Origin of the sequence: Rhizobium oryzicola (assembly GCF_030504645.1) — a bacterium.
Taxonomy (GTDB): Bacteria; Pseudomonadota; Alphaproteobacteria; order Rhizobiales; family Rhizobiaceae; genus Neorhizobium; species Neorhizobium oryzicola.
Window position 1 is genome coordinate 110,084 of record NZ_JAUKWQ010000015.1, and the last position, 12,547, is coordinate 122,630.

12 protein-coding genes and 3 pseudogenes are annotated in these 12,547 nt (G+C 57.0%); 7 read left to right on the top strand and 8 right to left on the bottom strand.

What is annotated here, in order from left to right; translation table 11 throughout:
* Positions 1–21: 21 nt before the first annotated feature.
* Positions 22–559 (bottom strand): annotated as a pseudogene (locus Q2T52_RS25635) (OB-fold nucleic acid binding domain-containing protein); the annotation flags it as partial.
* 280 nt (positions 560–839) lie between these two features.
* Between Q2T52_RS25635 and Q2T52_RS25640 the strand changes: the two are divergent.
* From Q2T52_RS25640 to Q2T52_RS25665, 6 genes and pseudogenes are all read left to right on the top strand, one after another.
* Positions 840–1,397: a DMT family transporter gene (locus Q2T52_RS25640; protein WP_302079765.1), complete on the top strand. Its 558-nt coding sequence runs from the start codon at positions 840–842 to the stop codon at positions 1,395–1,397.
* Positions 1,360–1,959, top strand: a complete 600-nt coding sequence (locus tag Q2T52_RS25645; RefSeq protein WP_302079766.1) for an FMN-dependent NADH-azoreductase — start codon at positions 1,360–1,362, stop codon at positions 1,957–1,959. Before Q2T52_RS25640 ends, Q2T52_RS25645 begins: the two co-directional genes overlap by 38 nt.
* Before the next feature lie 230 nt (positions 1,960–2,189).
* Positions 2,190–2,330: pseudogene (locus Q2T52_RS25650) on the top strand (type B chloramphenicol O-acetyltransferase); the annotation flags it as partial.
* 81 nt (positions 2,331–2,411) lie between these two features.
* Positions 2,412–3,430: pseudogene (locus Q2T52_RS25655) on the top strand (IS3 family transposase); the annotation flags it as partial.
* 547 nt (positions 3,431–3,977) lie between these two features.
* A complete protein-coding gene (locus tag Q2T52_RS25660; protein ID WP_302079767.1) occupies positions 3,978–4,187 on the top strand; it encodes a DUF1656 domain-containing protein in 210 nt (69 codons plus the stop codon).
* Positions 4,184–5,062, top strand: a complete 879-nt coding sequence (locus Q2T52_RS25665) for an efflux RND transporter periplasmic adaptor subunit (protein ID WP_302079768.1) — start codon at positions 4,184–4,186, stop codon at positions 5,060–5,062. The genes Q2T52_RS25660 and Q2T52_RS25665 overlap by 4 nt, the downstream gene beginning before the upstream one ends.
* A 383-nt stretch (positions 5,063–5,445) precedes the next feature.
* On the opposite strand, the gene Q2T52_RS25670 is transcribed toward Q2T52_RS25665, so the two are convergent.
* From Q2T52_RS25670 to bioB, 7 genes are all read right to left on the bottom strand, one after another.
* On the bottom strand, positions 5,446–5,970 hold the full coding sequence (locus tag Q2T52_RS25670) for a GNAT family N-acetyltransferase (RefSeq protein ID WP_302079769.1): 525 nt from the start codon (positions 5,968–5,970) through the stop codon (positions 5,446–5,448).
* 116 nt (positions 5,971–6,086) lie between these two features.
* Positions 6,087–6,401 carry a thioredoxin domain-containing protein gene (locus Q2T52_RS25675; protein ID WP_302079770.1) on the bottom strand — a complete coding sequence of 105 codons (315 nt, stop codon included), beginning with the start codon at positions 6,399–6,401 and terminating at the stop codon, positions 6,087–6,089.
* 74 nt (positions 6,402–6,475) lie between these two features.
* A complete protein-coding gene (locus Q2T52_RS25680) occupies positions 6,476–7,462 on the bottom strand; it encodes a beta-ketoacyl-ACP synthase III (RefSeq protein ID WP_302079771.1) in 987 nt (328 codons plus the stop codon).
* Positions 7,459–8,739 (bottom strand): adenosylmethionine--8-amino-7-oxononanoate transaminase, encoded by a 1,281-nt coding sequence (locus tag Q2T52_RS25685; protein WP_302079772.1) that lies wholly within the window; start codon positions 8,737–8,739, stop codon positions 7,459–7,461. The genes Q2T52_RS25680 and Q2T52_RS25685 overlap by 4 nt, the downstream gene beginning before the upstream one ends.
* Positions 8,736–9,377 (bottom strand): dethiobiotin synthase, encoded by a 642-nt coding sequence (bioD, locus tag Q2T52_RS25690; RefSeq protein WP_302079773.1) that lies wholly within the window; start codon positions 9,375–9,377, stop codon positions 8,736–8,738. Before bioD ends, Q2T52_RS25685 begins: the two co-directional genes overlap by 4 nt.
* Positions 9,374–10,519 (bottom strand): 8-amino-7-oxononanoate synthase, encoded by a 1,146-nt coding sequence (locus tag Q2T52_RS25695; RefSeq protein WP_302079774.1) that lies wholly within the window; start codon positions 10,517–10,519, stop codon positions 9,374–9,376. The genes bioD and Q2T52_RS25695 overlap by 4 nt, the downstream gene beginning before the upstream one ends.
* Positions 10,509–11,510, bottom strand: a complete 1,002-nt coding sequence (bioB, locus tag Q2T52_RS25700) for a biotin synthase BioB (RefSeq protein WP_302079775.1) — start codon at positions 11,508–11,510, stop codon at positions 10,509–10,511. The genes Q2T52_RS25695 and bioB overlap by 11 nt, the downstream gene beginning before the upstream one ends.
* A gap of 144 nt (positions 11,511–11,654) precedes the next feature.
* On the opposite strand from bioB, the gene Q2T52_RS25705 reads away from it, so the two are divergent.
* Complete coding sequence (locus Q2T52_RS25705) at positions 11,655–12,326, top strand: GntR family transcriptional regulator (RefSeq protein WP_302079776.1); 672 nt, start codon at positions 11,655–11,657, stop codon at positions 12,324–12,326.
* Positions 12,327–12,547: the final 221 nt, after the last annotated feature.

Below are 12,547 nucleotides of genomic sequence, written 5' to 3' on the forward strand. Positions count from 1 at the left end.
AACATACTAGGCTCTAGCATTTTAGTGAAAATTCCGGCTCTTCACCTTCAGCGTATCGATATGAAGGTCGGGCACGAACATGTCGCGCGAATCCGGCCCGCCACCTCCATGCGCGAACTCATCGCCTCGCCCGGTTGGCAGCCTGAACTCCGTATCCCGATCGGCAAGTCCAACCAGATCGCCTGAGAGATCGAAGAGTTGCTGGGCGACGAGATGGACGACCTCCCCTTCCCGCTGGATGCGGCCGTTGATCGCCATCATCGATGATCCCAGCACGATGCCGCCTGCGCTTCTCGAATAGCGACGGCCAGACAACGACGTTGGCCGGTCCAGTCTCGTCCTCGATGGTGATGAACATGACACCCTTGGCTGATCCCGGATTCTGTCGGACTAGCACGAGGCCGGCAGTGTAAACCCACTGGCTATCCCGAGCATTCATTGCCTCGGCACAGGTGATGATATTTCGCTCCGAGAGATCCTTTCGCAGAAAGGCGACCGGATGCTGTCGCAGCGTCAGCCCGGTATGGCTGTAGTCCTCGATGACGTTGTGTCCCTCCGTTGTTGAATTTCAGCTGGATTTGACCCATTTTTTCATTCCGCGGTGAACCACGCAACTGAAACTAAAGTGTTGATCGCCAACATTTTCTCGTAGCGCAGGCGGATCACCCCGAAATGGAAAAGTGATCTAAATCGGAGTGATCATCAACAATCAAGGACCACAAGAAGGTTGAGGTCGACGCCTCGGAGATTATTCACATCGTGCATAGCGAAGATACTACATCGGAATTTCCATCAGCACACCAAATAGTGCACGTGGTGGGCACCGGAAATTATTCGCCATGCAAACCAATACCATATTCCTTATCTTCGCTGCCGTCGTGACCGGTGCGGTCGTGCCCTTTCAGGCAGGAGCAAACGCGGCTCTCGGACGGTCTCTTGGTCATCCGCTTTGGGGCACGCTCGTATCCCTTTGCGTCAGCCTGGCCTGCATCCTGCCCGTCATGCTCTTGACGAAGGTGCAGTTGCCTACCCTCTCGAACCTCGCCCACGCGCCGCGCTGGATATGGATCGGCGGCATTGTCGGCGTCGTCTACATCACCGGCGCGCTCATGCTTGCGCCAAAACTCGGCGCGGCCGGCTTCATCATCGCGGTCATCGCCGGGCAGATGCTGGCGTCGATCATCATCGACCGATGGGGCCTCGTCGGCCTGCCGCAGCAACCCGTCTTATGGTCCCGCCTTGCCGGTCTCGGCCTCATCTTTATCGGGCTGGTCGTGATGCAGTTGCAGACATTCTGGCTGAAGCCGCCAGCGGTTCTTGACGTCAGAAGACACAATACTTTTCCAGAAAGGATAACTGATGAACCTGCTTCACATCGACTCCAGCATTCGCGGTGAGCAATCCGTTAGCCGCATGCTGAGCAAGGCCGCTGTTGAGCGACTCAAAGGGCTCGAACCGTCGATGGAAATCATCTACCGCGATCTCGTCACCAGCCCCCTGCCGCATCTCATCGGTAACCATCTCGCTCGTGTTCCCGATGTCATTGATGATGTCACGCTTGGAGAACTGGCCCTGGAGGAGTTCATCGATGCCGATGTTATCGTGATTGGCGTTCCACTCTATAACCTATCCGTTTCAAGCCAGCTAAAGGCGTGGATCGACCGGATCGTTGTCCCAGGTCGCACATTTCGCTACACGTCGCATGGTCCCGAAGGCTTGGCACATGACAAGCGCGTCATTCTCGCTATGGCCCGCGGTGGGCATTATCGACAGGGAAATGCCTTGGTTTCATATGAACACGCCGAGGCTTATCTTCGCTCGATATTTGCGTTCATTGGCGTATCGAGGCTCGATGTGATCGCCGCAGACGGGCTCGCTGTCGACGATGCACAGAAGGAACTCAGCATTCGAGAAGCCCTCAGGACAATATCAGCGCTCAAACCCAACTGCGTGGTCTAACCGATGCGGCTAAAAGCGAAGCTCCTTAGGTAGCAACTTGGATCGAAGCGGACATCCGTTGCATGTTAGCAATATGAAGTCAGCAGACTGTACCATCTGAATCCGCTTCCGCGCTTGGTCGCGAGAAGCCCTCGCGTTGGCTAGCTCATCGGGCTTGCCGGCGCCTGTTGGTTTGCCTTCACGCAAAGAGGACAACGCCGCCGGTGCGGCATAGATTCGAGATACATCTCATCGGCAATTTCTTTGAAAGCCCCTTCAAGGGCGTGACTCTTGATCGCCAGATCACGAACCCGAACATCGTCGTCGGCCGCCACAGTTACTACTCCGGCGACTATCATGGTCACAGCTTTGACGACTGCGCGCGGTATCTGTGACGTGCCCCCAATAAATTGAGCCATTCGGCACTGGAATTTTCCACTTATGATCCCTTTTGGGAAGAAGAGGAGAATTCGATGAAGGCATCCAAGTTTTCGGAAGCGCAAATCGCGTTTGTTTTGAAGCAAGCAGAGGATGGAACGCCGATCGGTGAGGTCTGCCGCAAGGCGGGAATTTCCGATGCCACGTTTTACAATTGGCGCAAGAAGTATGCGGGCTTGATGCCGTCTGAGATGAAGCGTCTCCGCCAGCTTGAGGAGGAGAACGCCAAGCTGAAGCGGATTGTTGCCGACCTGCCGCGGGACAAGGCCATGCTACAGGATGTGATGTCAAAAAAACTCTGAGGCCTGCCCGCAAGCGCAAGCTTGTCGACACGATCAAGGCGGACTGGAAGGTTTCGATCCGGCGTGCATGCTCGGTGTTGAAGGTCGATCGGTCACTCTATGTCTACAAGTCCAGGCGCGGTGAGCAGGCCGAACTGAAGCTGAAGATCAAGGACATCTGCCAGACGCGGGTGCGCTACGGCTACAGGCGTGTGCATATCCTTATCAAGCGTGAAGGCTGGTCGGTGAACCCGAAGTGAATCTATCGCCTTTACAAGGAGATGGACCTTCAGCTCCGCAACAAGGTTCCGAAGCGCCGGGTCAAGGCAAAGCTACGGGCTGATCGCACGGAACCGACCCATTCCAACCATGTCTGGGCGATGGACTTTGTTCATGACCAACTGGCAACGGGTCGCAAGATCAGGGTTCTGACGGTTGTTGATACCTTCTCTCGCTTCTCGCCGGCGATTGATGCTCGCTTCAGCTACAAGGGCGAGGACGTGGTTCAAACGCTCGAACGGATCTGCCGGCAAGTCGGATATCCGGCGACCATACGCGTCGATAATGGCAGCGAATTCATCTCGCGAGACCTTGATCTATGGGCCTATCACAAGGGTGTCGTGCTCGACTTCTCACGACCAGGCAAGCCGACCGACAACAGCTACATAGAGAGTTTCAATGGCAAGTTCCGCGCCGAGTGCCTGAATGCCCACTGGTTCATGAGCCTTGACGACGCGCGCGCAAAGATGGAGGATTGGCGTAGAGACTACAATCCTGTTTCATAACGCCCATCTTTCTATGTTGTTGAAGGGAATAAGCTTTCCTGATCTGGATGCGATCCTGTGGGGTGTCGGGGGTTCTGCCGGACCCGATCGAGGATCTGATGTGTTTGTGAGGTCGCGAGTTTTGAACGGCTAAAGATCCATGGGCCATCGGGTAGCGGATGGGTTCCCTCAATCTCGCCAGCCTCAGCCGCCAGACGCAGTGTCTTTGGCGTTATCCCGAGCAACTTCGCCGCACCGCGCAGATTAAGCCACGGCTCGACCCCGTCGATCTGGGGGCGGAAGACTGGAATCTTGCGATATGACCTCAGCGCAGTGACCCGCTCCCGTGTCCAGCGATTGCCATTGCCGGTCGTCAGTCCGTTGCGATTGAGGACACCGGCAATCACATCGTCATTGGCAATAAGGACGAGCTGTCGCACAGCGTCGACAATGTCGTCACGGCACTCTTCGTGTACGCGGCCGCTCTTCGTGTATGCCTCGCCCCGGAGGCGGATCCGCCGGCCTTAATGATGCCTCCCTCAAAAAGGAACGCCGCGTGACCGGACAACTCGACCTCTATGGTGTCTTCCTGCCGGGGCTTTCGGCGCTTGCTCTTGGTGCCTACGGTCTCTTCCGCATGATGACGTCGCTTTTCACGCGGATCGGTCTTTATCGGGCCGTGTGGCACCCATCCCTGTTCAATCTCGCACTCTACGTCACCCTCGTTAGCGGGCTATCCGCCATTCTCAACTGGTTGCAGACATGAAGAACCTCACGATCACTTCGGGCAGAGCCCTTTTGACCTTGTCCATGGCGAGCTGCGCGGCAGTTTTCAGCTGGCACCTGTGGTCATTCTATATGGAAGCACCGTGGACGCGGGATGCTCGTGTCCGGGCGGATATTGTCCGACTGGCACCGGATGTTTCTGGACCGGTTGCGGCGGTTCTGGTCACCGACAATTCTCAGGTCGAGAAAGGAATGCCCTTATTTCGGATCGAAACGGACCGCTTCGAACTTGCGGTGCGAGAGGCAGAGGCTCAAGTAGAAAGTACGAAAGCTGCGGCGGATCTCGCCAGAATTGACTTTGAGCGATATCAGCTGCTCGTGTCGAAAGAGGCAGCGAGCTTGAAAGAGCGGCAACATGCAGAAGGCCAGATGAACCAGGCAGATGCCGCCCATCAATCGGCGCTCGTCGCTCTTGATCTGGCGAAGCTAAATCGTGGCCGGACACTTGTGAGAGCCCCGGCCTCGGGGAAAATCACGAACTTCGCTCTCCGTGCCGGCAATTATGTCTCCGCCGGAAATGCGGTCGGAGTGCTGATCGAAAACCAGGCTGTCTACGTGGCGGGGTATTTTGAGGAAACGAAAATACCAAAGATCCATATCGGCGACCGGGTGAAGGTCGATATTATGGGAGAGCCGCAATCAGTTGGCGGCCGTGTCGCGGGTATCGCAGCCGGCATCGAAGACCGGGAGCGAAGCGAAGCTACGGGCTCGCTTGCAAGCGTGGCTCCGACATTTTCCTGGGTCCGTCTCGCCCAGAGAATTCCAGTGCGTATTGAAATCGACAATGTCCCAGACGCCGTTCGGCTAATTGCTGGTAGGACCGCAACGGTCTTTGTTGAACCGAATAGCAACTAGGAGGCGCCGCCATCTTACGCTTGGAACTGTGATCGCATTCCTACAGCTACGTCACCCTTCGTCCAGCTAACGCTGGATTCGAGGGCTCTACTGCGATGGTCCCTCAACCATGCGGATTTGAGGCATCTGCAGTGATGGCTTCTATCAATCTGTTAGCCCCCACGGTACAGGGCTCAAACCTTCGCCTTGAAGGGAATCGAACGCTCGACCCCTTTATTTGAATAGACCTAACGCGCTAAAATCGTTGAGCCTCGCGCTGTGGCTTACCTCCGCAGAAGCGGTTCATATGGGACCGTGTCCAGACTGTGCAATGTTGGGATGTAGAAAAGCGAGAAGGGACATCAGAGGGACGGGTACCGCTGTCCGGGTTTGGCCCGAAGCGGTCATTTGAGCAGTCTCGTTTCCCATTCCAAACGAAGCATGCTCATGATCGCGGTGTCCCATCTCTCGTCACCAACTTTGGTAGACGACCGCCTCACTCCCTCGTGGACAAAACCGAGCTTTTTGTAGGTTCGGATAGCGGCAATGTTCCAGCTATAGACATTTAGCTCAGTCCTCTCGATTCTCGGATGAGAGAACGCCCGCTCCAATCCCGCTTCCAGCAACGGTTTAGCCAGTCCTTGTCCCCGCATTGTTGGCGCGACTATGACGCGGCCAATCCTTGCGACGCCATTTTTCCAGTCCACAGCTAATTGAATATGCCCTGCTATAACCTGAGACGCGTTAACAGCCATCCAGGATAGCCGCTTGGGCGGTGACGTTTGCCTGTCGATAATCATCTGTTCAAGCTGATCGTCGGTGATTGGATAAGTCAGATCAGGTCCGCCCCACTGCACCACATCGCGCTCGCTGCCCAGCCAACTGCGAAGGACCGGGAAGTGGATTGCCTCGAAATCGATTAAAGTCATTATCCGCTCATTACACACTGAACCGAAATTAAGCCTATAGCCGGAGCATCCACAGCGCAACTTCCTCTTCTGGCGCATTCTTGCCGTCAGTGTTGTAGCGGAATCATTCGGTGCGCTTAATCAAGCCTGGTCAATGTGCAAGGAAAACATCGCTTACCCATTGAGAAGCCAATGAACCATTCTGCGGCCTTCAGAGTAAAGGGATTACCAGTTACTACGCTGCTCGCTGCCATCGCCATTAGCGCGGTCATCGAGAACAAAACAACAACCGGGCGATATGTGGTCTGCTTTGGATCGATCACCTTCTTGCCAAGAAAGCGCCTCGTGTCGTCATAGCCGCCCACGCGGTTGTCACTCACAAACACCTGTGGAGTGGTAGCATCACTGTGCTCTCTCTTGACCGCATCTGTATCGACACGTGTCTTCGGCAACCTCCTGCCGCGCGCTGTCGCCAGTTGCCGTCTATTCGATCAAAGAAAGGCCCGTTAAGGATGCCGTCAGTTTGTCAAGCGAAGCGGAAAGCAACCGCCCCCCCGGCCATCCCAGCGCCAGCCGCTGCCAACAATACACACTCGCCCGAAGCGAAGCACCGTTCTTTGTTAGCCAGCGAGAGCGACAGAGGGATAGTCGCCGCGGAAGAATTGCCAAACTCGCCGATAGTCCGAAGAGTAGCATCGGGCGCGATCAAAAGCTGATTGCAGACCGCATCTATAATTCTGGAATTGGCCTGATGCGGTGCGAAACGGGCTATGTCATTTGAGGAAAGCTGTGCCCGCTCCATCGCACGGGCTCCCGATTGCGTCATCATACGCACTGCGTGGGCAAAAACCGCCCTACCATCAGGCATCGTAATTCGCATTTCGTCGATATCGAAGCCAGACTCCAATGGCCGCTTGCTGCCACCGGCGGGGATTTGGATCGTATCGTAATTCTGCCCCTCTTGGATGAGCTCAACACCGATCACACCGCTGTCCCGCACGGCTGACGGCATCAATAGAACCGCGCCCGCGGCGTCGGCGAAGACTGCGGCCGTGCCGCGCTCCTTCATGTTGATGCGACGGCTCAAAATATTGGCGGCAACAACCAGCGCCGGCTTGCCGTGCGCTCTTACGAATCCGTCGGCCAACACAAGTGCGTAGACAAAACCGGAGCATGCACCGGCAAGGTCGATCGCCCCAGATGCGGATAGACCGAGGCGGAATGCCAGCAGAGGCGCTGATGGTGGCAGGAGATGGTCGGGTGTTGATGTTGCAAGCAGCGTCAGCGCAACCTTATTGCGATCAACGCCCGCCTCGTCCAGCGCCATATCGCCTGCCTTCGCTGCGATATCCGTAAGCGTCTCGGTTGCAGCCGCCCAACGCCGCGAGCGGATGCCTGTGCGCAACTCAATCCAGCCGGGACTGAGCCCCAACTTCAGCTCCAGCTCCAGATTATCGACACGCCGCTCGGGTGCGTAGTGCCCGAAGCCCGCTATTCGGCTGGCAATAATCATCGCGCTGCACTCAAAATGAAATCGGGAGCCTCGTCGATAGCGTTGTAGGCCTTGTCCATATCCGCCTCAGTCACGCAATAGGGCGGCATCAAATAGATAACGTTGCCAAGCGGACGGATGAGGACGTCGCGATGGCGAAAAAAGGTCCGGAGGCGAGGTCCGACTTCCGAAAGATAGCCTGTACTATCGGCAGCGAGATCAAGTGCTGCGATTGTGCCCTGCTGGCGAATATTCGTGAAACGCGGATCCGACTGAAATCGCGCCAGCCTGTCGCGATGCATGGTCGCGACTGTCTCAATACGCTGACTTACAGGTTCAGTGCGCCATATCCGTAAATTCGCCACGGCTGCAGCACAAGCGATGGGATTGGCCGAGTAAGAGCTTGAATGAAAGAAAGTCCGGCGCCGGTCTTCAGAAAGATGTGCGTCGAAAATTTCAGCGGTGCACAAAGTCACGGCCAGTGGCAGCGCCCCACCGGTGATGCCCTTCGACAGGCAGAGGATATCTGGCATGAGACCAGTCGCGGTGCAAGCAAACAGCGATCCGGTCCGTCCCCATCCTGTCATCACCTCGTCGGCAATGAGCAGCGTCCCGTATCGCTGAGTGATGCGCCGGAACTCCGCCAAGAGATGAGCCGGATACATTTTCATGCCACCGGCTCCGAGGACCAGCGGCTCGATCAACAAAGCCGCGACATCACCACTGCGGCAGAGCCGCTCGAGAGCATCTAACGTCTGCTGTTCGCAGCCGGGCTTCGGAAAGGGGATCGTATCTACATTGAAGAGAAGCGGCGTATAGGCAGCATTGAAAACGCCTCGTTCGCCCGCCGACATCGTGCCGATCGTATCGCCGTGGTATCCATGCTCCATTACGATGACGCGCGAGCGTTTTGCGCCGCTATTGTGGAAGAAGCCGAGCGCCATCTTCAGGGCGACTTCGACCGCGGTCGACCCGCTGTCGGTATAGAAGACATGCGCCATTTCACGTGGCGCGAGTTTGATCAGTCCCCTCGCAAACTCCTCGGCTGGCTCGTGGGTGTACTCGGCAAATATGATCTGGTCGTAGCGCTCCGCCGCAAGGCGTATCGCTTCGGTGATCTTGGGATGGCGGTGCCTATGTGTGATTACCCACCAGGAGGAAATCGCATCGAGAACCGAGCGGCCATCGTCGTCGATCAGATAGGCGCCTTCGGTTGTGACAATCTTCTTGAATGCTGGTTCTAGCTTGTGCTGGCTGAACGGGTGCCAGACCGGCGATGTCTTCTCAGTGCAAGTCATTCCGCAATCCTTTCTTGGAGGAGAGAGAGATCGAAATGATCCCTGAACGCCCGGCGCAGGCTCTCCGGCGTCAGCAACTCGAGCATCGGCAGACGCCCAAGAACCGGCAAGCCGCTCATCTCAGCAATGATCGACTGCGTGTCGGAGAGCTCGTCGCCGATGAAAGCAATCCCCACAATCTGGATGTGCCGCTGGCGCAATACCTCGACGGAAAGAAGCGTGTGATTGATCGTGCCAAGCCCGGTGCGCGCGCAGAGAATCAAGGGCCGCCCCCAGCGTGTAAAGACGTCGATATACGTGCTTTGCCTTGTCAGCGGCACGAGCAGCCCGCCTGCGCCTTCCACAACAAGAGGACGATCGGTCTCGGGAAGATCAATCGCGTCGGGATCAATCGCAACGCCGTCGATCTCGGCCGAGAGATGCGGAGAGACCGGTGTACGCAGGCGCCAGGCTTCCGGGAAGATACGCGACGGCGCCAGACCGGACAGCCGCTTTACGGTCTCGCTATCGGTCTCTTCGTCAAGGCCCGATTGAACCGGCTTCCAGTAGTAGCCATCAAGCGCGGCGGCGAGAGCCGCCGAAAAGACCGTCTTGCCGATGCCGGTATCTGTTCCGGTAATCACGAGGCACTTGCTCATACTCTCTCCTCCTGCAAAGCCTCTGCCAACGCATTCATCATTTGCGCTATGGCAGCCTTATCGACATGGAGCGTTATCGTAATGCGCAGCCTGGCCGTTCCCGCGGGCACGGTCGGCGGGCGGATCGCCCGAATGTCAAAGCCACTCGCTTGCATCCGCTCCGCTATGCGCACGGTGCGGCGGCTGTCACCGACGATCACCGGTATGATTTGCGTGCCGCTTCCGGACATACCGAAGCGGTCGGAGAATTCCGCGTTGGCATAATCGATCAGTTCATGCAAACGGGTGCGTCGCTCAGGCTGACCGGCAAGGACCCGCAGCGCTTGGCGAACACAGGCCGCCTGCAACGGTGAGGGTGCTGTCGAATAGATGAAGGGTCGAGCCCGGTTGACGAGGAAATCGTAGATCACACGATTGGCACCAACAAGCGCACCAGCCGAACCCAATGCTTTGCCACAAGTATGGAGAACGATGACACTGTCGCGGCCTTTGAACTCTGCGGAAAAGCCGCGACCACCGTCACCGTGCACGCCCGTTGCATGTGCCTCGTCGATGATCAGAAAGCCGTTGTGGCGATCCGCGATACTGAGAAGCGCCGGGATCGCGCTGCGATCACCATCCATGGAGTAGAGGCTCTCAACGACGATCCAGGGAAAGCCCCTGCCACCAGTGGCACGCCAAGCGCGGATCGCATCTTCGACCGCATTGGGATCATTATGTGGCACAGCCACAACACCGGCCTTGCCGACCTTCATTCCTTCATGCGCGCTGGCATGGACGAGGCAATCGTGAACGATGAGATCGCCGCGCTGCGGTAGGGTTGAGAGGATTGCCAAATTTGCAGCGTAGCCGCTGCCGAGGTAAAGCACACGCTCACAGCCGAAGAAGACGGCCGCTTCATCTTCCAGCGCCTCAAGCTCAGTGTGGTTGCCACGCAACAGACGCGATCCACCCGCGCCCGCGGGAACGGCGCGTTCGATCGCGGCAAGCAAGGCATCGCGCATTTCAGCCGATGCCGCCAGCCCCAGATAGTCGTTAGAGGTGAAATCGGCGGCGGTATCAAGCCTCAGTGTGCGCAACTGGCCCTTTTTGCGAAGCTGGTTCAGCGTCGCGCTGTAGCGGGCAAGGCGGTCAGCGTTCACCCGGGATCTCCAAGCTGGTCGCGGTCATGCCTAGTCTGGCGAGGAGGTTCGAATCCCGGTCATTACCAGGATTGGCCGCCGTCAGAAGCGTATCGCCGACGAAGATAGAGTTGGCGCCGGCAAAGAAGCACAGCGCCTGCATCTCATCACTCATGGTAGTGCGCCCAGCTGTCAGGCGCACCGAGGAAGCCGGCATCATCAGCCGCGCCAGTGCGATTATACGGATGAACTCGATCGGATCGACGGGTTCGAGGTTGGCCATCCTGGTTCCTGGCATCGGAATAAGCAGATTGATCGGCACGCTCTCGGGCGGCTCTGGAAGATTGGCGAGCGTCACCAACATGTCGATGCGGTCGTCGGGCGTCTCGCCCATGCCGATAATGCCCCCGCTGCAGACCTTGATGCCCGCTTCGCGTACATTCGCGAGGGTCTTCAGACGATCTGCGAAGCTGCGGGTTGTGATGACTTCCGGATAGAAGCGTTCGGATGTGTCTATGTTGTGATTGTAATAGTCGAGGCCTGCATCGGCAAAAGTTTCCGCTTGCGCAGACGACAGCATCCCAAGGGTCATGCAGGTCTCGAGCCCGAGTGACTTCACCCCTTTGACCATGGCAACGATTGCAGGCTCATCACGAGGCTTCGGGCTTCGCCAAGCAGCGCCCATGCAATATCGGGTTGCGCCGGATTCTCTCGCCTTTCGGGCCTCCAGCAGGACGTCGTCGAGATTCATGAGCTTTGAAGCAGCGACGCCGGAGGCGTGGACTGATTGGCTGCAATAACCGCAATCTTCCGGACATCCGCCGGTCTTGATGTTGAGGAGTTTGCTTAACTGGACTTCATTGGCGTTGAACTTTGTCCGATGCAGGGTGTGCGATCGAAACAACAGGTCATTGAGAGGTAAGTTGTAAAGCTCCCGCGCGGCGTCCAGCGTCCACTGGGCGTCGCATGGTTTTTCTTGAACCACGTCCCCGACCGTACTGAGTGCTTGCATGTCAATTTCTCCTCAAACAGGCCTTGCCAGTCGCGCGCCATCTAATATTTATAGATAATTCCTGCATTGCTGACTGCAGGACGACGCTAAAATGCTCGCCGAACACGAGCAACACGTTTTTTAATAGATTATCTATGAGGTCATATGTCTGAAACGGTTGCGCAACGGATCGCCAATGTGATCGGGGAGAGGATCGTTCGCGGCGAGATTCAGGCTGGGACCCCGCTGCGCCAAGATACGATTGCCAGGGAATTCGACGCCAGTCATGTACCTGCGCGTGAGGCGCTCCAGCATCTCCGCTCTCAAGGACTGGCCATAAGTCTTCCTCGGCGCGGAATGAGAGTTGCTCCCCTTGATCAGACATCAATTCTGGAGACAATCGAGATCCGCGCGGCTTTGGAAACGTTGGCTCTTCGGCTGGCTGCCCCTAAAATCAACTCTGCGACGATGGAGAAAATCGAGCTTGCTATGGTAGCGGGTGACGAAGCCGAGAGCATAGTCGAGTGGGAGCGAGCAAATCGGTCATTTCATCGCGAGTTGGTAGGCGCGTGCCGTATGCCGAAACTACTCTCCATGCTTGATGATCTCCAACTCGCTAATTCAAGAATCCTATTTTCAGCCACCCGCTCCGCCGGTTGGCGCCCCGGCTCCAGCGCCGCCCACCATCAGATTTTCGAGGCGCTGAAAAGGAAGGAAATTTCCGTCGCAACATCACTGCTTGACGCTCATATCCGAGGCCTAGAGCGAGCTAGTTTGGACGGAAGGGTTTCTCTCAAGTCGATCAGGTCGACGACCCGAACGAAGGCGGTTAGATAAGCCACGCTATCACGATACGCTGGTGCACAGAAGTCGCCGGACGAACTAATGATTGACGCCAAGTGGTCGCCAAATAACCAACTGGCCGCGCTGCTTGGCGAGCAGCATTGACCGGCAGAACAGCCTGCCCGTCCTTGATCTGAAACGGCGCTCCGCCAGGCTTGCGTCGCCACACCCGGCGCATCAACTGACTGCGCCGACTCCAAAATCATGCGTCTATT

Coding starts and splice junctions, on each gene's coding strand:
- Q2T52_RS25680 (WP_302079771.1), bottom strand. CDS start 7,462: ATGATTATTGCCAGCCGAATAGCGGGCTTCGGGCACTACGCACCCGAG.
- bioB (WP_302079775.1), bottom strand. CDS start 11,510: ATGCAAGCACTCAGTACGGTCGGGGACGTGGTTCAAGAAAAACCATGC.
- Q2T52_RS25670 (WP_302079769.1), bottom strand. CDS start 5,970: ATGACTTTAATCGATTTCGAGGCAATCCACTTCCCGGTCCTTCGCAGT.
- Q2T52_RS25665 (WP_302079768.1), top strand. CDS start 4,184: ATGAAGAACCTCACGATCACTTCGGGCAGAGCCCTTTTGACCTTGTCC.
- bioD (WP_302079773.1), bottom strand. CDS start 9,377: ATGAGCAAGTGCCTCGTGATTACCGGAACAGATACCGGCATCGGCAAG.
- Q2T52_RS25645 (WP_302079766.1), top strand. CDS start 1,360: ATGAACCTGCTTCACATCGACTCCAGCATTCGCGGTGAGCAATCCGTT.
- Q2T52_RS25685 (WP_302079772.1), bottom strand. CDS start 8,739: ATGACTTGCACTGAGAAGACATCGCCGGTCTGGCACCCGTTCAGCCAG.
- Q2T52_RS25705 (WP_302079776.1), top strand. CDS start 11,655: ATGTCTGAAACGGTTGCGCAACGGATCGCCAATGTGATCGGGGAGAGG.
- Q2T52_RS25640 (WP_302079765.1), top strand. CDS start 840: ATGCAAACCAATACCATATTCCTTATCTTCGCTGCCGTCGTGACCGGT.